Raw genomic sequence first — 23,099 nt, forward strand, 5'->3', positions numbered from 1 at the left:
CGTGTTGCGAGACACCTTCTGCAGTGTCGAGATCTAATGGCACCTGGTCAGTGGCACCGCTGGTTTATGGTTGAGATGGTTGTGGGACGGGGAACAACCTGTAAGCGACGGCATTGACCACTATCCGCAGGGATAGCATTGCCGTATTGCTGCCTCCCTCATACCCGTCTTGTAATTGTATGAACGCGTACGAGAGAACATTTTTATGCTTGTTTGACTTGTTGATCAAGTGAGCGTGCCCAATCCCGACACGTAATCGCCTCTTGCTTGCGTCCCAGTTTATCGAGAACCACCGCCTTGTTATACCAGGCATCTGGTTCCTCGGGTGCAAAGGACGTTGCTTGATCCAGTGCGGCAAGAGCCTCATCGAGCCGACCAAGTGCAAAGAGTGAAAGCCCCTTATTATTCCATGCGGCAATATAATGCACGTCCAGCGCCAGAGCACGGTCGAAGGCCGCAAGTGCTTCCTGGTGGCGCTGTAACTCATGCAGTAGACTGCCCTTATTATACCAGGCTGAGATCAGCCCGTCATCATACTGCAAAGCCTGGTCGTACGAGTTTAACGCATCTTCAAACATTCGTAGTGCTGCTAATACATTGCCTCGATTATACCACGCGCCCGCCAATGTTGGGTCGAGTGCTAACGCTCTATCATAATCATTCAGCGCTTCCCCAAACCGACGCAGGTCGCGTAGATCGTTAGCCTTATCGAACCAGTTGGTGGCGCTGTTCGGCTCGGTCTGCGTAGCCTGCTCGTGCAGGGCCAGCGCCTGTTCCGGCTGCTTCAGGCGCCGCAGAATATTGCCTTTGGTATCCAGCAGCGAGGCCTGGTCATTATCCAAAGAGAGTGCCCGGTCGATGGCGATCAGTGCCTCATCGTAGCGCTGCAGACTGTAGAGGGTATCGCCCATGGCCTGCCAGACCGTCGCCTGCTGCGAATCCAGCAGCAAAGCTCGGTCAAAGGCGACCAGTGCCTCTTCAGAGTATCCCTTTTCCGCCAGCGCCATTCCGCGTCCACTCCAGGCATAGACATAGTCGGGATCAAAGGTCAGGGCCTGCTCGTAGCAATACATCTCCTCATCATAGCGTTGCAGGTCGTGCAGCACGCTGGCGCGTGAGGTCCAGCATTCGGGATCGTGTGGACTGAGCGCCAGCGCCTGGTCATAGGCCTGCAACGCCTCCTCCGGCCGACCCAGGTGTAGCAAGGTGGCCCCTTTGCCTCCCCAGGCCTCCACCGAAGACCGGTCCTGGTTGATCGTCATGTCGTAGGCCATTAACGCCTGCTCATAATTTCCATGCTCATAGGCCAGATTCCCCTCCGCCAACCAATCATGCACCGCCGGGGCCGGGGTTTTCCTGGGGGGAGACACCGCCTGCGATATCCCCGTGGGGACCGCTATGCGAATCTGCGTTTCTTCCTCATCACCAGTACCACCTGGCGAGGGAGTCTGTGGAAAGAAATCGCTGGAGAGGCGATTGATGATGCGTGACAGGGGCGATGGCTGTGGCTCCGGTGACTGTGATGTTGCCCCCGTCGTTTTTACCATATAGACGATTGGCCCATCCTGTCCATAATCGATCACGCGGATACTACCGGGATCGTTGACATGAGCCGAGAGTGAGACCGCCAGTTCCGCGTCCTGCAAAAAGTTATCCCGTTCCCGGGCATTGGTATCGCGAGGAATCAATGCACGTACCGTTACCGCCTGCCGATTCTGCCGATCAATTCCCTGGAAGGTGGCTGTCCCACGATCTTTGCCAATCAAGGATTGGATTTCGTAATGGCCCTGTAGCACGGTGCCCCTGGTTGGAAGACCACACTGTGAACAGAAGCGTGCCTCATCTCGATTGTCAAATCCACAACCTTTGAAGTCCAAACACTTCCCCATGACCGTCCCTCCCTGTCCTACACATAGATATCGCGCATAAAATTATATCGTTTCTCTACTGTAGCGAAAGTATTGCTGCCTTGTCAATACAATATATTCAAAGAGTGCCCGCTTATCCCGCCTCCCTTTAACAAGAGATAGGAGCACATGAGTATGTCTATTTTCCTTTAGTGTACCATCAGTTTCAACGAATTGCTGTGCTGCTGTATCTCCTGTTAGCCCTTTTTTCTGGTTCTGGTAGCATATTTATGCCAACGAATGTTTTCTATTGACTTGGATGAATGTTTCTTCTATACTCCCACCAGAGATGGCCGTAAACAGAGAAATTTTTATACCTGCTGGTTTTTACACAGTGTTCTAAAACATACCCTCTAATGTATATACGCTCACCATCTCGCTTTTGATCTATCACTTTGCGCCGTGAATGTTGTACTCCGGCTTCTATCGCCGGTAGAGACAATTTTGTATGCCGATGGTACATGTCTATCTGGTATAAGTAAGGACGAAAAGAATGACCGAGAAGATATGGTGGAACGGCGAGGTGGCCGCGCTCTATATTGCACCGGCGGCCGATGAGCCAATGCAAGAGGTTGATAATGCCTTGCTGGTCGCGGATCAAGGTATTGTAGGCGATCGTTATTTTGCGCAAGCCGGCACCCACTCGGGTCCTGATGGACAGAGCTACGAAGTCACCCTGATCGAAAGTGAAGCTGTAGAGAGCGTCCAGACGGAAAACAAGATTATGGTAACCGCCGCCGACATGCGGCGCAACATCGTCACCAAAGGCTTCGCTCTTAGCCACCTGGTAGATAAAGAGTTCCGTATTGGTGATACGGTCCTGCGTGGCATCGCTCTCTGCGAGCCATGCCCCCATCTTATGGAAAAGACCAGCCATAAAGTCGCCGTTGGTTTTATCCATCGCGGAGGACTGGGCGCCAAAATTATTTCTGGTGGCCTCATCAACGTCGGTGACCCTATTCATAGCTAGCCTTGACCCCTTTGGGGAAACGTGCGCGCCTGGGAACGTGGCCGCTGCGCGGCAAGCGCCCGCAAGGGGCGCACCTACGGCTTTTTAAAATTGACGATGTGACGGCAGGCGCGCATTCGTGCACCTGCCGTCACATCGTCAATTACCATTCGCCGCCGCAGGAGGCTCTTATGCATTCAGCTTTTTTGTCAATTCCATAAAAATTTGTTTGAGTCGCTATATTCATAAGCTTTTTCGCAGCTTTTGCTCTTTATGATTGTTTATGCATATGCCCACAAACACGCCTCTATGCTATATAATAAAAACGGAAAGAATGTTAGCTGTTTAAAAATGTAGGTTTGGCGCGCGCACGCTTTGGTGCCACTATCTGTCTCCCTACACCAACAAACTACTCCCAAAAGGACCTGATATGACTATGTACAAAGATGTATTTGGAGCCCGCTCCACTTTAGAGGGCGCTTATGGTACAGTCCACTACTATCGCCTCGCCGCTCTGGCGGAGCGTGGTGTGCAGGGTCTTGATCGACTTCCGTTTACGATCAAAGTTATTCTCGAAAACCTGCTCCGACATGTCGGCAATGACCTGGTGACGGAAGAAGATGTCCGTTCACTGGCTGGCTGGACGCCTGGAAAGGCCGCCTCAAGCGAGGCCGAATATCCCTTCCTGCCGGGCCGCGTCCTGCTGCAGGACTTTACAGGTGTTCCCGCCGTGGCGGACCTGGCCGCGATGCGTTCGGCCGTGGCGCGGCTCAACGGTGATCCCCAGAAGATTAATCCGCTGGTGCCCGCGGACCTGGTGATCGACCATTCCGTTCAGGTAGATTCGTTTGGCTCGACCACCGCCTTTGCCCGTAACGTCGAACGTGAGTACGAGCGCAACAGTGAGCGTTACGCCCTGCTGCGCTGGGGCCAGCATGCCTTCAGCAACTTCCGCGTTGTGCCTCCCGGAACTGGCATCGTGCACCAGGTCAACCTGGAGTACCTGGCTTCGGTCGTGATGACAAAAGATGATGATGGCGAGACCGTGGCCTATCCCGATTCATTGGTGGGTACCGATTCACACACGACCATGATCAATGGTCTGGGTGTACTTGGCTGGGGTGTCGGAGGCATCGAGGCCGAGGCCGTCTTGCTGGGCCAGCCGCTCTATTTGTTGACGCCTGAGGTGATCGGTATGCGCCTGACGGGTGCGCTACCCGAGGGGGCTACAGCGACCGACCTGGTGCTGACCGTGACCCAGATGCTGCGCAAGCGCGGCGTGGTCGCCAAGTTTGTCGAGTTTACCGGTCCCGGCCTCAGTCAGCTCGGACTGGCTGACCGCGCCACCATCTCGAATATGTCGCCGGAGTTTGGCGCCACCGCCACGCTCTTCCCGGTGGATGAGGAGACCCTGCGCTACCTGCGCGATACCGGCCGCGATCCCAAGCTGGTCGAGCTGGTTGAACACTATACCAAAGCTCAGGGGCTTTTCCGCACCGACGAGACGGTGGAGCCACGGTTCGACGATCTGCTTGAGCTCGACCTGGGCACGATCGAGCCCAGCCTCGCCGGCCCACGCCGTCCACAGGACCGTGTGCCGATGAGCGCGCTGTCCCAGACGTTCCGCAGCGCCTATGCCGATCGTTTCAAGACGGCTCCGCAGACCAGTCAGGCCGCGACGGCTACCGCGGTGGCCGAAAGGCCAACCAGCCAGGCCGTTACTGTTGAGCTCGGTCATGTACAGACCCAGCTGACCCATGGCTCGGTCGCCATCGCCGCCATTACCAGCTGTACTAATACCTCGAATCCGTCCGTGATGATCGCCGCCGGACTGGTAGCCAAACACGCGGTCGAGCGCGGCCTCTCCGTCAATCCAGCCATCAAGACCAGCCTGGCGCCTGGATCGCGCGCCGTCATCGATTACCTGCAGAACGCCGACTTGATCCCATATCTGGAGGCCTTGCGCTTCCATCTGGTTGGCTTCGGCTGCACCACCTGCATCGGCAACAGCGGTCCCCTGGCCGAACCGGTGGCCGAGGCGGTACAGGATAACGACCTGGTGGTCGCCGCCGTCCTGAGCGGCAACCGCAACTTCGAGGGACGCATCCATCCACAGGTGCGCGCCAGCTTCCTGGCCTCGCCCCCGCTGGTCGTCGCCTACGCCCTGGCCGGAACCGTCGACATCGACCTGACCACCGATCCCATTGGGACCGATGCCAACGGCGAAAATGTCTACCTGCGCGACATCTGGCCCACCCAGCAGGAGGTGCGCGAGCTGGTGCAGAAGGCCGTCACGCCTGAAGTCTTCTCCAAGAACTACGCCCACGTCTTTGAGGGCGATGAGCACTGGCAGAAGCTCTCCAACGCCACGGGTCCGCTCTTTGAGTGGGACGCGAACTCCACCTATATTCAGGAGCCGCCCTTCTTTAAGGACATGTCGCCCGAGCCCGAGCCGGTGAAAGACATCTCTGGCGCGCGCGTGCTGGTCATGGTCGACGATTCCATCACCACCGACCACATCTCGCCCGCGGGTAGCTTCGCCGAGAAGAGTCCCGCCGGTCAGTACCTGGTGGAGCATGGCGTGGCCCGGCGCGACTTCAACACTTATGGCGCGCGTCGTGGCAACCACGAGGTGATGGTGCGCGGCACCTTTGGCAACATTCGCCTGCGCAACCGCCTGGTTGATGGCAAAGAAGGCTTCTATACCGTTCACCTGCCAGATGGGGAGGAGCAGACCATTTATGACGCTTCCATGCAATACCAGAAGGATGGTGTGCCCCTGCTGGTGATCGCCGGTAAGGAGTATGGATCCGGTAGCTCACGCGACTGGGCGGCCAAGGGACCCCTGCTGCTTGGTATCCGCGCGGCGATCGCCGAGAGCTTCGAGCGCATCCACCGCAGCAACCTGGTAGGCATGGGTATCCTGCCACTGCAGTTCAAGCAGGGTGAGAGCAAGGAATCGCTCAACCTGACCGGTCGCGAGACCTATGAGATCACCGGTATCTCCTCCCTGAAGCCGCGCCAGGAAGTGACCGTCAACGTCACGCGCGAAGATGGTTCCACCTTCTCCTTCCAGACCATTGCCCGTCTGGATAGCGCGATCGACGTGACCTATTATGAAAATGGTGGCATTCTCCCAACCGTGTTACGCCGTCTCTTACAGGCTTAATCCCCTGTAAGCTCACGCTAGTAGTAGAGGAGAAAGCCAGGAATCTGAGGATTACATCCTTAGATTCCTGGCTTATGTACTAATATGTATATCTCAACAACGAGGCTGCGCCGCATGCGGCATGTGCAGCGCCTGCTCAACCAGTTGCAGCCAGACGCCGATCCACAGGTGGCCTGCGCACCCGGTACCCCGCCGCCGCGAGACACGGTCATCATCTTTACGGGCTCTTTTAATCCTCCTACCGTGGCGCACCTTGCCCTACTCAAGCAGGGCTGGCGCTACGCGCGTGCGCAACGTGAGCCCGCCCATCTCTACTCCGCCTTTAGCAAGCGCACCGTGGATAAAGAAGGGGTCGAGCGCCCGCTGCTGCTGGATCGCGTCATCTTGCTGCAAGATCTTTTGCGCGCGCGCCTGCCCCGAACCGGCATTCTGCTCTTCAATCGTGGACTCTATGTTGACCAGGCCAGGGCCGTGCGCCAGACCTTTCCCAGGGTGAAGCGCATCCTCTTCTTAATGGGATTTGACAAGATCGAGCAGATCTTCGATCCTCGCTACTACGAGGACCGTGATGCATCCCTGGAGGAGCTCTTCCACCTGGCTGAACTGCTGGTGGCGCCACGGGGAACCGCTGGTGAGGAAGCTTTGGCCGAGCTGCTGCAGCGGCCCCAGAACCAGCGCTTCGCCCCCTACGTGCATTCCCAGTCATTTGATGCGGCCTATCGCGACATTTCCGCCACGCTGGTACGTGAAAAAGGGAAGGGCTATGAGCATGACGTCACGCGTGAGGTGCGCCGCTTTATGCGCGACACGCGTGCCTATGAGGGACCGCTCAAGCGGGCAGATGACAGCGAGGTCGATATCTACAACGAGCGCGTACAATACTTGAAGCAACGGCTGGGACCGGTATCCTGATCGGCGCACTTGCTGCTGACCCTTTGACCTGCGAGGATCTGCTTGATCACGCGCGGGTCAGGCGAAATACCAGGGTCGTATTGCCGATCTGTAGCCGATCACCATCGTTCAGCGGACAACGCGCGACCGGTTTCCCATTGACAAAGGTGCCAGTCGCCGAGCGATTATCTACAATCTCATACTGACCCGGCGCGACCTCATTGATAGTGGCATGATGGCGGCTGACCGTCAGATCTTCCAGAAAGATAGCGCAGTCGCGGCTACGCCCGATCGTCATGCCGGACAACAGCTCGATACTGCGTACCCCGCTATTGTTATTGGTAAACTGCAGCTGCGCGATCAGCGTCGTCTCGGGTGGGGGCGTTTTTCCCATATGAAGCTCGCGGCCGCGTGAGGATGGTAGTTGAAACGGACGCGTCCCCTCATTGGCGAAGAATGTCATCAACGTGTTCCCAAACTGGAGCTCATCTCCACTATTGAGTAAGCGTTCCGCAACGGGGCTTCCATTGACAAAACAATCCCCGCTTCCATGGTCATCGCGCAGGGCATATCCATGATCGGTAAACAGGATACGTGCTTGCTTGCGATGAACCGTGATATCCTCCAAAAAGATATCACTATCGCGGCTTCTACCAATGGTTGTACACTCTTTCCACAATTCGATACGCTTGCCAGCCAGAGAACCTTTCTGGATGACAAGGTATGCTCCCGTTGTTTGTTCTTGCGACATATGGTCCCACTCTATTTTGCAGCCTGAAGCTGGCTTGCAAGGATTTAGTGATGGTTGTTCATCCATCATTGGACTGAGTATAACGAATGATATCTTCATGTGTCAAGAATCAAGTGTTTTATAGAGAGGTGGTGCAAGGCCACCCATGGATGCGAATGCATCCATGGGTGGCCTTGCACCACCTCTCTATAAATAAAAGTTTTTGGTGGCGTTCTTCTTTTGAACGTTGTATGATGGGTTTATTGGTTTTTTCCTCTAAAAATATTGTGATGACGCGCAACTATCAATGACGACGCGCAAGCATTAATAAGGAGAAATGTGTCTATGTCAGTTCAGCCGGGTCTAGCGGTGAAGATTGAATTTGATGTTCCCGCGCAGATGCGCGATGGGGTTACGCTACGCGCCAACGTGTACCGTCCCGAGGGGGAGGGCCGGTGGCCAGTATTACTGACGCGTTTACCATATGGCAAGGACTTTCCCAACGCCGCCGGTGTGTTGGATCCTGTTCAGGCGGCTCGCCGTGGCTATGTGGTGATTGTGCAGGATACGCGAGGTCGTTTCGCCTCCGAGGGCGAGTGGTCACCGATGCGCCGCGAGGCCCTGGATGGCCTGGACACGATCGCCTGGGCGGCCCAGCTCCCATATAGCAATGGAGACGTGGGCATGTTTGGTGCCTCTTATTTCGGTTTTACCCAGTGGTCGGCCGCCGTGCATCAGCCGGCCGCCCTCAAGACCTTTATCCCCTACATAACCTGGAATGACCCGCTCAATGGCGTGATGTTCCGTGGCGGAGCTCTGGAGCTAGGTACCACCGCCTCGTGGCAGTTGTCTATGGCCGCCAACAGTCTGATGCGCCGCCATGTTATCGAGCGCGATCCCGTGCAACTGGGTACCGATATGTATGTCTGGGCAAAGACCATGGATGAGCTGGGCACGCAGGGCTACTGGTCCTTGCCGCTCAAAGAGTTCGCTCCATTGAAGTACAAGAATATGGCTCCAGATTTTTATGATGTCTTTGAAAAGCCGATGAGCCCTGAACTGACCGAGCCAATGACCATCCTGGGCAAGCACGAGCAGGTTACCGTGCCCACTTTCAACATCGGTGGCTGGTATGATATCTTCCTGCAGGATACGCTGGAGAACTTCCGCATCATGCGCGAGAATGGCAGTACGCCGGAAGCAAAGCAGAGCAAGCTCTTGATCGGACCCTGGATCCACGGCGGCTCCTCAAATCCGGTGGGTGAGAAGAACTTTGGCTTCGCAGCCATGCCCGGCCTGCTGGATCTCAAGAGCGACATTATGAGCATGCATCTGCGCTGGTTCGATCACTTCCTGAAGGGTCAGGATACCGGCATCCTGTCGGAGGCACCGATCAAATTGTTTGTGATGGGCGCCAATATCTGGCGTGATGAGCAGGAGTGGCCGCTGGCTCGCGCCGTCGAGACCCGCTATTATCTACATAGTGGTGGCCAGGCCAATAGCCTGGATGGCGATGGCGCGCTCTCAACAGAGGTCCCCGAGAAAGAACAGCCTGACACTTATGTCTACGATCCCGCTAATCCCGTCATGACCAGAGGTGGCGCCTTGCTGATGACACCGGAGTATCGCGGCGGCGTCTTTGATCAGCGACCGACCGAGCAGCGATCGGATGTGCTAGTGTATACCACCCCTGTCCTGACGCAGGATATTGAGGTGACTGGCCCCATTGTCGTGCACCTGTGGGCCACCTCCAGCGCGGTCGACACCGATTTTGTGGCGCGCCTGGTGGATGTATACCCCGACGGTTATGCTCAGAACCTGACGGACGGCATTATCCGCGCCCGCTATCGCAACTTCCCTGACGATGCCGAACCGGCATTGATCGAGCCAGACCGGGCTTACGAGTATGTCATCGACCTCTGGTCAACCAGCAACGTCTTCAAGCAGGGACACCGCATCCGCCTGGATATCACCAGCAGCAACTTCCCGCGCTGGGACCGCAATCCCAACACCGGCCATGAACTGGGGGTCGACAGCGAACTGGTGATTGCTCATCAAACCATCCTGCACGATGCCGCTCACCCCTCTTTTATCGCGCTCCCCATCATCCCGCCCACCGCTTAACAAATGATGGCTTGACGAAAGAAAGAGAACGACCCTGCCGCAAACGCGGCAGGGTCGTTCTCTTTCTTTCGTCAAGCGTTTCTCTTTCATCGTCCATGGAGGATGAGCAGCATGGCCGCCAGGATAGCGACTATGACCAGGAGCAGAAATACCAGTCCCAGCAAGAAAAAGGCCAGGATCGGGGAGAGGCGCACGAAGCGCAGCGGCATCGTTTTCTGCAGGCCGGTAATGGTCGGGATGGCGGAGAGCAGGGCCGGATGGTCGGTAATGGCCTTGCCCTTAACGGCCAGCGAGATTGGTAATGGCCGGTGCTGGGTTCGTTCGGGCTCCTCTAATGTCGCCACCTGTGCGCCCCCTCCATAGAGCTCTTTGTCCGCCTGGGGCGCTCCTTTTCCCTGGGGCGGCATTGGCAGCGTCGTCGCGTCGCGTGGCTTCTGGGCGGCGAATGACCTGGTCTCCCGACCTCCTTCCCGCTGGATCGTAGCTGGTCGGCCGGCATTCTGATAAGATTGGCGCGCGCGCAGCGCTGTCTGCAGAGCCGCGTCATAGGTCTGCGCAAACTCAAGGATGTTTGGATAGCGTTGCTCTGGTTTCTTCGCCAGGGCGCGCAAGAAGACTTCATCTAGCTCACGGGGCAGGCTGGCATTAAACTTGCTGGGTGGTTCAGGTGGGGTATGATGATGGTGATGCAGCAACTGGGCCGCGGTTCCCTCAAAGACGGCGCGCCCCGTCATCAACTGATACATCATGACCGCCAGCGCGTATTGGTCGGCCGAGGGACCCACGTGGACTGAAGTGGCCAGTGAGGGATCATCAAATTGTTCCGGAGCCATGTACAGTGGCGTGCCCACCGAACGATGCAGTGAGCGGCCCGCCCGGTAGAATGAGGCCAGCCCAAAATCCGCCAGTAAGAGATGTGGCCTGCCATGTGGAAAAATATTGGCCAGGTAAGGGTATTGATCATTTTTGAACGGGCCGCGTTCAACGCGAATTAAAAAATTCGTTGGTTTGATATCACGATGAATAATACCATGATCATGCGCGTATTGTAGCGCTGAAGCCGCCTGTAAAAGATAATAGCCCGCCTCCTCGGCGGAAATAGGCCAGCCAAAGCCAAACTGCTGTGTGCGCTGCTGCAGCCAGTTCCAGAGTGAGCCTTCCGAAATATAGGGCATTACCAGGTAGGTGATCGGACCCAGGCTCGTATCCAGATTCTCCTCGCCGAAGTGATAGAGCGGCAAAATATGTTCATGTTCCAATTCTGCGACAGCCCGCGCCTCACGTTCAAAGCGTTCGGCCGCCTGTTTTCCTTCCGGGGTATTGGGAACGGCACGCAGGTCCCCGCATACCACCTTGATGGCAACCCTGCGCCCGATGCGTGTATGTTGTGCCAGATAGATATCACCCATACCACCATTCTCGACGAGTCGCTGCAGGCGGTACCCTCCGAGATGTTTCCCCACCAACATGTTCATCTCAAAAAATCCTTTGTGATTTTAAATGGTGAGAGTATCCAAACAAAGAAAGATAGCTACTCTCAACCAGTAAATCATACTCTTCCCTATTTTTAGTATACAGGAGGGACATAAATGTTTTGGGGCGGAATAAGACAATAGTGCTACATTGCTTGTATAGAGCGCCTGCGGCGCTCACTTGTTTTTTGAGGGATGTGGCAATGTCATAGAGGGGCGCCTTTGGCGCCCCTCTATGACATTGCCACATCCCTCAAAAAAGGTTTTTTTATGTGAGCTGGCGGAGGGTATCGTGGAGTTCGTAGGTGAGGTCGGTGCGCTCATCGGCGACCTGTTGCAGGATGGGGGCAGCGTCCGTGTCCCGGTATTGGCGTACGAGGGACGCGGCTGTGCGTACCACGGAGGCGCGCGGATCAAGTAGAGCCTGGCGCACGATCACCCTGCTCTTCTCCCTTTCACCCTGTGGATCAAGCAGTTTTAAGGCTTCCAGACCCTGGGTGCGTACATATGGATCAACGTCCCTGGTGGCATCCCAGATGCCTTCAATGACACCGGGATCTCCGATCTGTCCACATGCGTGTACGACCGCGGCGTAGACAATGCTGCCTGGTATGTTAGGATCACCCTGTGGCAGGGTCTCGGCCCTTTTGGGGATCTGCCGCCTGCGCTCAAGATCAACTGTGCGGGTCAGGAGCTGGAACATAGGGGCGGCGGCCCGGCGATCACCGATGCGGCCCAGCGTATCGCAGAGCGCACCAATGGTTAAAGCATGCGCGCGATCCCTCAGCGAGTTCGTTATTTCCAGGCGTTCAATAATCGGGGTCGTGGCGCGTGGCTCTTTGAGCTCTCCCAGGGCTCGCGCGATAGGGATGATTTTTTCTTCCTCTGGATTGGCGATGGCCTGCAATAAGGCATCGCGTCCCGGACCATTCATCCAACGTTCAACCTCGTTCATCAGGGGTAGCACCTGGTAGATGGGCTTCAGGATGCGTGGATCCGTGATCGTGTTTTTATTGATTTCGCTCCAGTAGCGGCCCATCAGGATACCCAGCTGATGTAGCGCCACCGCGTGCTGCCAGTCTGGCGCATAGGTCGCGCTTTGCAACAAAGCCTGCGCGACCACGGGGAAGTGATCGTTAAAAATGGGTGGCTGCGTCTCCTCTGTAGATGGATTTAGCGGCAGATTATTGCTGTCCACCAGCACCTGCTGAACGATCAGCGCGGCATTGGCCCTCAGGCGCGGAGATGCATGCTTATTTTCCAGATAACGTTCAAGTGGAATGGCGCGATAGAGCGGCAAGGCGATATAGTTTTCGAGCCCTACCGCGTGTTCCAGTCCATTATCGATCAAGATATCATAGAAGCGCTCTTGCTGGAAATCCAGGCAGCTCTTAACTACATCCACTTTTGCCCAGCCCCGGGCCTCCTTCAAGGCACCGATCAATGCCTGCATCGAAGCCATCGTCGCGTGCTTGACCAGCGAGTGGCACGCATACAGAGAGACATCTGGATCTGTCGCCAGCGATCCCAGATATTGTGCCAGATCCATCGTGACCAGGCTGCCATCCTCTTTGCGGCTGGCGAAACGCGCCTGTGATCCAGTACCCGCGATGCCCATCGTGCGATAGTTCCCCAGCATCAGGATCGCGTAGCGACGGGCGCGACCCTGTGCCGTCTCTCCTGGATTTGTATCGGGTGGCTGATCCGTAGGGTCCCCTTGCTCGATAATCGTGAGCCAGACCGGGATTAACGCGCCCCCACGATCAATCTCGTACAGAAAAGGGATCAATGTATCGCGCCATTGGGGGATAGGGCCAATATTGAGGAGCGGGACCAGTTGCCGGGCCGTCTCCTCTATCGACTGACCTTCCCAGCGTAAACTGGTCAGGATGCGCGTAACCTCTGTGCGCAGCGTGCTTAGACGTCGCTTGAGCTCGGGCGATTGCTTGTCTATCTCTGGATAGGATTTGCGCGCGGCCAGGTGTTCAATGGTGCCAGCGCGCTCGCGATTGCGGGATGATAGGGGCGTGACCGGTTCAACCTTATTCTGTTCGGATGCCTCACCATCTGTCTCGGCAGGAATTCTGTCGCTGCTCTGCTCGATATACAGAAAACCCTCTGTTTCCGTCTCGTTGTCGCCCGGGGAAATGGACTGCTCCAGCTTGCTGTCTCTCTCAGACATACACTATGGCCCTCTCTTACCTTGGTTGGCATACGCTACACATTAGTATGATAACAGAGCTACCTATTGTAGTATCCATTATTCTAAGATGGGAAATATAAAGAGGGGCTGATGCTCATGCGTGAGCTTGCCTCTTTACAGTGTACGTGGCTTGAGTAAAAAGATTGTCTCGATCGCATCTGGGTATCGTGGTTTAATTGTACCGTTCAACCTCAGGCCGGTCAAGGGTGTATCACTCTGTTTCATGCGCATCCGGGCCGTTCGGTACGCTATAATGCCGTTCGCTTCTTGGCTCCTTCTATATACTAAAGTAGAATTCTATCGGAGGGTGTAGCGGAGAAGGAGATGGATGTGCTTGATCCCCGGATATTCCACACAATGACCGCCTCTATTCGTCAGCTGGTGGGCTGTGAAGACGTGGGCCTGTTCTTATACTGTCCTGACGCTACCCTCTGTCACCCCTTCTTAATGCAGGCCGGCGGGCATCTTGCCTGCCGCACCCATTGCTATGGATCAATTCATGCCCTGCGGCCGCTGATAGAAGAGCGGGTGAGGGCCATATGCGATATCGCTATCCAGACTAAATCGATCTGGAAGCTTGTCATGCCCCTGGAAAGGCGAGAGGATCGAGAACCGTGTTCTATGCTGATCGCCCCTCTCTGGCGCCCGAGCGGAAACGTGGGTCTTGTGGTGTGCACCGCCAGCTATGAAGACGCGTTTGGACCTGGTGAAGGGCAACTCTTATCCCAGTTTCTTCCCCGTGTGGCCGCGAGGATTGAGCACGTTTTGCGGCAGCTAAGCTGTGGACAGCCCAATGCAACGGATGCCTCAGCCGCCGTCTCAACCTCCCCGCTCGAACTGGATCGAGGGGAGGGGAAGATACCTGAACAGGACGCGCTCCTCTCCATGATCGGCCATGATTTCCGCACCCCTTTAAGTGTGATCAAAGGTTATGTAGGTCTGCTGCAGACCTATGGCTTTGCGGGGCAAGATGAAGAGGTCGTGGATGCCATGCCGCTTGAGTCGCAGCGCCGCTACCTGCTATCGGTCATGGAACAGGTGCAGCACCTGGAGGTCCTGGTTGATGATCTATTGGACCTGGCGCGTATCCAGTCGGGACGCATAACCGTGCGTCCAGAGCCACTGGATCTGGTGGCGTTATGCCAGCGCGTGGCCCGGCAGATGCAGGATCGTGTCGCGTTGCAGGAGACATCATCCTATACGATCCAATGCCTGGCCGATGCTGAACTTCCATCTGCCTGGGCCGATGAGCATCGCGTGCGCCAGGTCCTGGAGAATCTCCTGGAGAACGCCATCAAGTACTCACCAGAGGGCGGCCTCATAGAGATCCTCATCTATACCACCCACACGCTTCCCTTGACCAACTATGTGCTCCTGAAAGACCATTCACTGGTAACGGAGGAGCAGTTGCCTCAGCTATGTATTACCGTCAGGGATTATGGGATTGGAATTCCCGCGTGGCAGCAGTCGATGGTTTTTGAGCCCTTTTTGCGTCTACCACAGGTGATGGCGCGCCACGTCAATGGTGTAGGTCTGGGCCTGTATATTGTGCGCAGGCTGGTTGAGGCGATGGATGGAACGATTGCCCTGCAAAGCGGTAACGGTCGAGGAACCGCTATCACCCTGACCCTGCCAGCAGCCTCCACTTCGGCCTCGCTAATGCATGCATTATCAACTGCAGATACAGTCCTCCTGTAGGAAGAGCTGCAATGCTGTTATCCATTGTTTTGCATTTACGCGCGCATGAGCTTGAAAAAGAGCCTTCCTCTTCCTGAACGATTCGTGTAACTATCTTCCTATGGTAGTACTAGTACTTGCTACGCTAAATGCACCACAACCATTAGAAAATGCTGTGCTTTTTCATCTGAAACTCTAGCGCGATCTGGAGTGCTTGAGCTCAATTATTCCTTTAGGCCCGACCATTTGCTTAGAAATAGATGAGCGAACCTTAGAAAACGCTGAAAATTTTATGCATGGGTTGTTGCGGCCCCCGAACACCTGTTATCCTGTATACATTGCCGGGTTGTTCCGCTGCACCCGCAAAAGACGTTGACAAAGCTTATGCATATTCTCGTTCTGACGTATTTGATGGCTTTACATACCCTCTGGTTTTAGGCGATTGTAAAAAACAGACTTTTTGAAACTCAGTGTATAAAGAATAACACTTTATACATTGGCGCTATGAGTTTTTAAATTGAGAAAAAAATTGGTCGTCTCATGTGTATCTAAACTATCAGATGAGTCGTGTTGTTAGTAGTAGGTTTAGAGAGAGTCCTACATCGACCTCAAGATGAGTACCAGGGAGACAACATGTGTAGGGAAGAGAGTTAAGGGGCCCCCCCCTGTACTCTTACGTCCTGAATGAGTTAAGGGTGTTAAAATTCACACTCTTTTAGGAGGAGAAAGATAATGCAAACACAAAAAGGGCGTGGCCGTGGTTTCGCGTCGATGAGTCCCGAAAAGAAACGTGAAATAGCAAGCAAAGGCGGGAAGGCCGCTCATGCTTTAGGCACAGCCCATAAGTGGACAAGCGAAGAGGCTCAGGCAGCCGGACGTAAGGGCGGCTCAATCAGTCGCAGACGTTCAAAGTATAATGTTCAGGCGTAGAAGTTATCTCACATAAGGGGGAGGCTGGACTATCAACCAGCCTCCCCTTTATGTTGTTGTTTGATAGATGTGATAAAAAAAAATGCGCGCCCGGGCGCGCATTTTTTTTATCACATCTATCAAACAAGTACTCTTCTCCCTCTTCGTTTCCTCTTTTTCTCATCCTTAAGGTATATTCTCTAATAGAGGAAGAGAGAATGGTGCTCAGCAGTGCTTCACAGTCATAGGTGAGTTGGTGCGACAGGGGCGCAGCCGCGCCCCTGTCGCACCAACTCACCAAAAAACAGGTGCGGCCGCGTATGCGGATGCCCGAGCGCGGGCGCTCAAGCCCATTCACACGAAAACCTACTCTAAGCAGCCAGGCTGCACAGCCTGACATTTTGATGAGATGGAGAAATTTTCATGAAAAATGTAGATCTAAAAGTTGAGGGCAACAAACTGATTATCGCCGTAGACCTGGGACAAGAATATGGATTATCCTCCAGCGGAAAATCTATTACCATCGCCAGCACGGAGGGCAACATCACCGTTCCCGGTCGCGAAGATATCAAGATAGGATTAAACATTTATAAGCCCCGTCCCAAAAGCGCATCGTTATAGCGTTTAATACCCACGAAAGCATGAGTATGCTAGAGTGAGCCAATATTATTCGCCTTAAACGTACTTTTACTTTACCTTGACTAAGGTCTAAACTTAGCAGTACTTTTTGAGTATTAGCTAGCCATTAATGCTAATAGACTGGTATAATTCGACCTCAATGGGACTGAACTGTGTCTTGTCAGGTCGAGAGGAGGGATTCTTATCTCGTACGAACCACGTAACACGGGTGACGCTTCACCATCGGTAGTTGCCGATGTCGAACCGCAGAGCGATGCATCCCAACAACTGTCTAAAAAAAGAGAAGCGCCTCGCAAGCGTCGTATGGCCTGGGGAGGACGTTTCCTCAGTTTTAAGGTTAGCAATTTTCGCTTGAGTGGAGGTTTATCTCTGCGTCGTTTCAGCGTGCTTGAGGGTGCGTTTCTTCTGATGCTTGCCCTCATGACATCTCGTGTGTTAGGCGTAGTACGTCAGGTTATCTTTAATGCCCTCTTCGGCGCCGGCCCTGATGCCAATGCATATTACGCGGCGGCACGCTTACCCGACACCCTTTACAATTTGATTGCCGGTGGCGCTCTTATCAATGCTTTTATACCGGTGTTTCTGGCATATGAAAAAGAAAAAGGTGATCGGGAGGCCTGGCGCTTAACCAGCCTCGTCTTTAACATGCTGCTGGTAGCGATGACCGCGGTGCTGCTGATTGGCGAATATATCGCGCCCGCCTTTGTCAACCATGTACTGATTCCTGGGTATTCATCGGCGGAAAAAGATTTAACCACGACCTTAACGCGCATCATGCTGTTGCAGCCCCTGATTCTAGGAATGGGCACGGTTATTACGGCTATTTTGAATAGCCGCCGCCAGTTTTTGCTTCCGGCTCTCTCGCTGGCCGTCTATAATGTAGGTCTGATTGGAGGCTTGCTGGTTGCCAGATTTGTGCCTGGTGTTGGCATTTACGGCCCCACCTATGGGACGCTGGTAGCTGTCTTGCTGCAGTTGGTGGTACAATTGCCGGGCTTAGCGAAGCAGCATGTACGCTATTCATTCATCTGGGATTTCCGCCATCCCGGTTTACGGCAGGTCCTGATCCTGCTGTTGCCCAATGCGCTGGCTGTTGGCGTTGCGTATATCGGCAACATCATTGATACCCACTTCACATCCTATCTGCCCGATGTCGCCAGCCTGGCTGCGCTGCACAACGCGGAAATGTTGCAGGCACTGCCCGTCGCTTTGATCGGTCAGGCCATCGGACAATCCTTGATGCCGCACCTAGCGATTGAATCTACCGCCGGTCGTTATGTGCGCATGAGCCAGATGGCCTGGAAGGTAATCGGGGCCTCAATCGTCCTGACGGTGCCCGCCGCTATTGTGCTGGCTGTCCTCGGCAAGCCTATGATCCACCTGCTTTTCCAGCACGGTGCCTTTGATCCCCATGCCTCAGAACTCACCAACCTGGCGCTACTGGGGTATGCCTGTGCGCTACCCGGCCTGGCTGCGGGCAATCTTCTCTCGGGCGGTTTCTTTGCCCTCAAAGATGCCTGGACCCCGTTCGTGACCAATACATACGCGCTCTTGATGCGCTGGTTTATGCTCTATTTCTTGTTCCAGTTTCTTCACGGCACCATGGCTATTCTCGTTGTGCCGCTGGCGCTGGCCATCGCGGCCGGATCTGAAGCCGCCATCATGGCCGCGCTGCTGCTCTTGCGTTTGCGCCGCAAACGCAAGCACGATAAGGGAATGCAACGCCTTGAGCAACGGCGCCGTTACCTGAAAGCGCGTCAGCAAACTTCTGCCTAGAGAGCGTTCGCGCCGGTTTTTTTTCTATATGTTTTCTATAGTGGCGCAACAGGGGCGCATTCGCGCCCCTGTTGCGCCACTATAGAAACAAATTCTTCTACTCTATCGATTTGGGACTTTTTGTCCTCTTATTCAGTGACAAATATCTCTACTGATGCTTAAAAAACTAGGTTATGCTCTATATGTGAGTCGAGAGAGGACAGAGTCGGTTGGAAGATGGGGCGGAGGAATGGTTTGGAAAGTAGTAATTGGGTGTTGAGGATGTGGGTACCTCTGTTCCTCCTCTCGCCTTGCACCGCTCCCTTGATTGGCAGGGAGAGGTATCGATGGGCGAGGCTTGAGAGGTAATGAGAAGACGCAGGTGGAGGTCGCCAGCTATGAATATACAAAGAAAGCATTCGCGCACGCTGGAGCATGGAGCTCTAACGGATACGTGTTATACAACAACTATATATCCACGCACAGAAGTTGAGGCGCCGGGACCGAAAGCGGACAGCGCTTATTTGAAGGCGCTGTTACTGGCACGGACAGATGGTGAGGCACGCACCACCCGGGTAGAACAATTAAAGGCTCAGGTTGAGGCAGGGGTATATTCCTGCGATAGCAACCAGCTGGCTCGAATCCTGCAGGTGTCTCCCTCTGCCAGCGCGTTGATGGGCCTGAGGCAGAGGAACAGGCATTGAGTGACCGTGTTCATTGTAGCACAGCTAAGGCAGGGTAGAACCCGGCTCTGCTTTAGCTGTGCTACAATGATAGATTCGCATATTTTATCTCCCTCCACATGAGCAGAAGGTGGCCCCGTGCCCTGGCAGTCCTATTGCGTTATATAAATACACAGTTTTAACAGAGATCGTGTATAATTTTTGATTGAATGCCTGATTGGTTGTTATCAAAGGCCAGCAATATTCGTAATCACAAATGGTAAATTTTTTTGTGTGCCAACTTCCGGTTAATCAACCACACCATCTACATCGAAGCGCCTGCGGGCAGGGGCGCTTTATAGTATTGTGCAAGTGAGGATACGCGCTGAATTGTATCAAGGACTAACGCCTAAGGAGGGCAGACGCATGAATCCCGAATCCCAGCGATCTCAGGCTGTTGAAAATGCGTCACTACAGGATCTTACCCCGGTTGAGGGGGATATCGTTATCCGCACGGATAAGCTCAACAAGTATTTCGGCGACAAGCATGTGCTCAAGGATATCGATTTCGAGGTCAAAAGGCGAGAAGTCGTAGCTTTAATTGGTCCTAGCGGATCTGGCAAGAGCACCCTCATTCGGTGTCTGAATGCCCTGGAAAAGGCGACAAGCGGCGAAATCTATATTCAGGGGGAGCGCTTAAACCCCAATCTTCCGGTGAAGCAACTGAGCCCGATTCGTCGTGAGCTGGGCATGGTCTTCCAGAATTTTAACCTCTTTCCTCATATGACGGTATTGCAAAACGTAATTGAGGCACCCCTGCTGGTACGTAAGCTCTCCAAAGACCAGGCCGTCGCCCTGGGTGAAAGCTTACTGGCCAAAGTGGGGCTATTAGAGAAGCGGGATGTCTATCCCGGCCGCCTCTCTGGTGGTCAAAAGCAACGTGTCGCGATCGCGCGTGCCCTGGCGATGCAGCCTCGCGCCCTCCTCTTCGATGAGCCGACCTCCGCGCTGGACCCGGAACTGGTTGGTGAGGTGTTAAAAGTCATGAAAGACCTCGCCTATGAAGGGAGCACCATGGTTGTGGTGACCCATGAAATGCAATTTGCTCGCGACGTCTCCGACCGCGTCGTCTTTATGTCAGACGGATCGATCGTTGAACAGGGCGATCCAGACGAATTGTTCCGGCGACCCAAAGAGAAACGCACCCAGCTTTTTCTTGAGCGTGTCCTTTCGGTATTGCCATAAACGGCCGCGCTCTTTTCTTTTTTTTCATTTTTTTACCTGGACTAATGGTGTCTTTAGAAAGGCATAATAATGGCTCATGATGTAAATCGACGTGTCTTTTTGCAGCGCGCTGCTCAGCTTGGCGGTCTGGCCGCAGCCGGGGGCGCGCTCGAATCTCTGCTGGCGGCCTGTGGTGGCAATGTTCCAACCACACCTGCTGGCAATGGCAATAAAACCTCAAAGATAGGGAGCAAGGGCTTAAAAATCGCCAATACGTTGCAGTGGGGCGCGACCTCTGATAATGGTGCTCCCTACGTCTACCGCGATCCTAAGACCAGCAAATTGATCGGATTTGAGCTGGAGATCGCGACCGCTATCGCCAATCTCATGGGCGTGACGCAGAAGCAGGTCGAGACCGACTACGCGCAGCTGGATCAGTCGCTGCAGGCCAACGCCTTCGACGTCATCCTCAATGGTTGGGAGATTACAGAGGACCGTAAGAAGACTGAGATCTTTTCGCAGCCCTACTATCGCAATGGACAGCAGATCGTTGTGCACTCCAACGACAGCCGCTTTGCCAGCAAGACGACCAATGATAACCTCTCCCTGACTGACCTGGAGGGTCTGACGGTAGGGACCGGCGCCGGCTTCAAAGCGGAGGAACTGCTGGCCTCCAACAAGAAGATCAAGCTCAAATCCTATGATCCAGACCTGCCCTTCAACGACCTGGCTCTGGGACGCATCGACGCCGTCCTGATCGACTTCTCGACCGTTACCTACTATGTGCTGGGCTATGGTTCTGGCGGCGCGGTCAACAAGTCTCTCAAGCTGATTGGCAAGGCCTTTGATGCCAGCGACTATGTTATCGCCTTCAACAAGAATAACCCCAATGCTGTGACGCTGCAGAAAGAGATAGATCAGGCCCTGACCGAGCTGAAGAACAACGGCACGCTGAAGGGAATCTATCAGCGCTGGGGACTCTGGACCGACCAGCAGCCGGCCATTGGTGTCAAATAAGTTTCTGTCTGTTTGTGGTATGGAGTAACAAATGGATGTAATCTGGCCTGCTCTGCCCAGTTTTTTAGTCGGAGCGCGCAATACTATTCTCTATTGTATCGTATCCTTTCCCCTGGCCCTGGTGTTGGGATTGCTCCTGGCATTGATGGATGGTTCTCAGTATATCTGGCTACGTAATCCAGCCCGTATCTTTATTGAAGTGGTGCGTGGCACGCCGATCGTGGCCCAGATATTCATCGTCTACTATGGACTGGGCGGACTGCTGGCCGGCATACATCCATCCTGGGCGCTCTGGATTAATAGTTGGACGGCGGGTATTGGGACGCTGGCCCTGAACTACGCGGCGTACGAAGCTGAGATCTACCGGGCAGGCTTCCTCTCGGTCGATAAGGGTCAGGCCGAGGCTGCGCTGAGCCTGGGCCTGTCGCCCGGCCAGAACTTCTTTCGCATCCAGCTGCCACAGGCGATCCCATTGATGATCCCGCCCTTTGTCAATGATTTTATCTATCTGCTCAAAGATTCTGCCATCATTAGCATTATTGCTGGCACCGAGCTAACGTCTGTGCTGAACTTCTTTGTGCGCAGGAATGCGAGCAATCCGATGCCATTCTTCCTGCTGGCGATTGTCCTGTATCTGTTGATGAGCCTGCCGGTCTCCTATGTGGCCAGATTTCTGGAGCGCCGCCTGCGCGCCGCGCTGTGATGAAACGAATGAAGGACAGGAAACCATGATCTCAGAATCTTTGCGACCCACCAATCGGCCGCCAGATATGAAGCGCGACCTCTGGCCGCGCCACCGCATGGTAGGAGCGGACTATCTCTACTATATACTGCTCGCGATCGCCGTGGGCTCCTTTCTTTACTATCTCTATACCTATAGGGAACAGGCGCTGGTCTACCTGCCCACGCTGCTGGGAGGGACACTGGTCACGCTGGTGGTATCGGTGTTGAGCGCCATCCTGGCCATCATCTTTGGTCTGGTGGGCGCGATGGGCAGCCTCTCACGCTTCCGTGTACTGCGCTGGATCGCCCTGATATATGTTGAGGTGACGCGTGGCACACCGCTGCTGGTGCAGCTCTTCTTATGGTACTTTGGGGTGCGGCTCGTTCTGTCTAACCTCGGTTTCGATCCATACACCCTGGCCTTTAATGGTATGACGGTACTGCAGAACAATAGCCTGGTGCCGACCGACTTCAATAGCTACTTTTATGGCGTGTTGGGCTTGAGCTTTAACTATGGGGCCTATCTGACCGAGGTGTTTCGCACTGGCATTCTCTCCGTTGAAAAAGGCCAGACCGAGGCCGCACTGAGCCTGGGACTCGACTCGGGGCAGATGATGCGGCACATTATCCTGCCACAGGCCATCCGGGTGATCATTCCGCCACTGACCAACAATTTCATCACCCTGATTCAGGATAGCGCCTTTCTGCTGGTGATGGCCATTGTCGAGCTAGAATACGTGACCACGGGACTGGCCCTGCCGCAGGTCGATCCTAACAGCAAGATGTTCGTGTTTATTCTTGGCGCCCTCTTCTACCTGGCGATGTGCTATCCCCTCTCCCTCATCGCACGCATCATGGAACGGCGCCTGGCGGCGGCACGTTAGAGAGTATCTGACTTCTATCATGTTGGTATAGTTATTATTTAGATATATGGGTGCATTGGGTGCGCATTCGCGCACCCAATGCACCCATATATCTAAATAATAACTATACCAACATACAAACAAGAAAGCTCGCAACAACGATTAATCGTTGTTGCGAGCTTTCT

Annotated in this window: 17 protein-coding genes; 13 read left to right on the top strand and 4 right to left on the bottom strand. The window is 54.5% G+C overall.

The features are described from left to right. Positions 1–203 precede the first annotated feature (203 nt). On the bottom strand, positions 204–1,889 hold the full coding sequence (locus tag KTT_RS15385) for a tetratricopeptide repeat protein (RefSeq protein ID WP_126596826.1): 1,686 nt from the start codon (positions 1,887–1,889) through the stop codon (positions 204–206). Between the two features lie 511 nt (positions 1,890–2,400). On the opposite strand from KTT_RS15385, the gene KTT_RS15390 reads away from it, so the two are divergent. From KTT_RS15390 to KTT_RS15400, 3 genes are all read left to right on the top strand, one after another. Next, positions 2,401–2,877 (top strand): MOSC domain-containing protein, encoded by a 477-nt coding sequence (locus KTT_RS15390; RefSeq protein WP_126596827.1) that lies wholly within the window; start codon positions 2,401–2,403, stop codon positions 2,875–2,877. Positions 2,878–3,286: 409 nt separating this feature from the next. Beyond that, positions 3,287–6,025 carry an aconitate hydratase AcnA gene (acnA, locus tag KTT_RS15395; protein WP_126596828.1) on the top strand — a complete coding sequence of 913 codons (2,739 nt, stop codon included), beginning with the start codon at positions 3,287–3,289 and terminating at the stop codon, positions 6,023–6,025. 114 nt (positions 6,026–6,139) lie between these two features. Next, entirely contained in the window at positions 6,140–6,937 is a 798-nt protein-coding gene (locus KTT_RS15400; RefSeq protein ID WP_126596829.1) for a nucleotidyl transferase family protein, read from the top strand. Between the two features lie 46 nt (positions 6,938–6,983). On the opposite strand, the gene KTT_RS15405 is transcribed toward KTT_RS15400, so the two are convergent. Beyond that, positions 6,984–7,667: an FHA domain-containing protein gene (locus KTT_RS15405; RefSeq protein WP_160145895.1), complete on the bottom strand. Its 684-nt coding sequence runs from the start codon at positions 7,665–7,667 to the stop codon at positions 6,984–6,986. A gap of 324 nt (positions 7,668–7,991) precedes the next feature. Between KTT_RS15405 and KTT_RS15410 the strand changes: the two genes are divergently transcribed. Then, positions 7,992–9,770, top strand: coding sequence for a CocE/NonD family hydrolase (locus KTT_RS15410; RefSeq protein ID WP_218030896.1), 1,779 nt, complete (start codon positions 7,992–7,994; stop codon positions 9,768–9,770). 86 nt (positions 9,771–9,856) lie between these two features. Here KTT_RS15410 and KTT_RS15415 read toward each other — a convergent pair whose 3' ends face one another. Together KTT_RS15415 and KTT_RS15420 are read right to left on the bottom strand one after the other, a co-directional pair. Continuing rightward, entirely contained in the window at positions 9,857–11,245 is a 1,389-nt protein-coding gene (locus KTT_RS15415) for a serine/threonine protein kinase (protein WP_126596831.1), read from the bottom strand. Between the two features lie 265 nt (positions 11,246–11,510). Then, positions 11,511–13,424 carry a HEAT repeat domain-containing protein gene (locus tag KTT_RS15420; RefSeq protein ID WP_126596832.1) on the bottom strand — a complete coding sequence of 638 codons (1,914 nt, stop codon included), beginning with the start codon at positions 13,422–13,424 and terminating at the stop codon, positions 11,511–11,513. A gap of 351 nt (positions 13,425–13,775) precedes the next feature. Between KTT_RS15420 and KTT_RS15425 the strand changes: the two genes are divergently transcribed. The 9 genes from KTT_RS15425 to KTT_RS15465 all read left to right on the top strand — a co-directional run bounded on the left by KTT_RS15425 (position 13,776) and on the right by KTT_RS15465 (position 22,935). Further along, complete coding sequence (locus tag KTT_RS15425) at positions 13,776–15,143, top strand: sensor histidine kinase (protein WP_160145896.1); 1,368 nt, start codon at positions 13,776–13,778, stop codon at positions 15,141–15,143. Positions 15,144–15,854: 711 nt separating this feature from the next. Next, positions 15,855–16,052: a KGG domain-containing protein gene (locus KTT_RS15430; RefSeq protein WP_126551677.1), complete on the top strand. Its 198-nt coding sequence runs from the start codon at positions 15,855–15,857 to the stop codon at positions 16,050–16,052. 402 nt (positions 16,053–16,454) lie between these two features. Beyond that, complete coding sequence (locus KTT_RS15435) at positions 16,455–16,652, top strand: hypothetical protein (protein WP_126596834.1); 198 nt, start codon at positions 16,455–16,457, stop codon at positions 16,650–16,652. Positions 16,653–16,973: 321 nt separating this feature from the next. Next, positions 16,974–18,446 carry a murein biosynthesis integral membrane protein MurJ gene (gene murJ / locus KTT_RS15440; protein ID WP_126596835.1) on the top strand — a complete coding sequence of 491 codons (1,473 nt, stop codon included), beginning with the start codon at positions 16,974–16,976 and terminating at the stop codon, positions 18,444–18,446. Between the two features lie 377 nt (positions 18,447–18,823). Next, positions 18,824–19,129 (top strand): flagellar biosynthesis anti-sigma factor FlgM, encoded by a 306-nt coding sequence (locus KTT_RS15445; protein ID WP_160145898.1) that lies wholly within the window; start codon positions 18,824–18,826, stop codon positions 19,127–19,129. Between the two features lie 384 nt (positions 19,130–19,513). Beyond that, positions 19,514–20,332, top strand: coding sequence for an amino acid ABC transporter ATP-binding protein (locus KTT_RS15450; RefSeq protein ID WP_126596837.1), 819 nt, complete (start codon positions 19,514–19,516; stop codon positions 20,330–20,332). 69 nt (positions 20,333–20,401) lie between these two features. Further along, on the top strand, positions 20,402–21,328 hold the full coding sequence (locus KTT_RS15455; RefSeq protein WP_126596838.1) for an ABC transporter substrate-binding protein: 927 nt from the start codon (positions 20,402–20,404) through the stop codon (positions 21,326–21,328). A 31-nt stretch (positions 21,329–21,359) separates the two neighbouring features. Continuing rightward, a complete protein-coding gene (locus KTT_RS15460) occupies positions 21,360–22,031 on the top strand; it encodes an amino acid ABC transporter permease (protein WP_126596839.1) in 672 nt (223 codons plus the stop codon). A 25-nt stretch (positions 22,032–22,056) separates the two neighbouring features. Next, on the top strand, positions 22,057–22,935 hold the full coding sequence (locus KTT_RS15465; protein WP_218030897.1) for an amino acid ABC transporter permease: 879 nt from the start codon (positions 22,057–22,059) through the stop codon (positions 22,933–22,935). Positions 22,936–23,099: the final 164 nt, after the last annotated feature.

This window comes from Dictyobacter aurantiacus, assembly GCF_003967515.1.
In the GTDB taxonomy this organism is placed as follows: domain Bacteria; phylum Chloroflexota; class Ktedonobacteria; order Ktedonobacterales; family Ktedonobacteraceae; genus Dictyobacter; species Dictyobacter aurantiacus.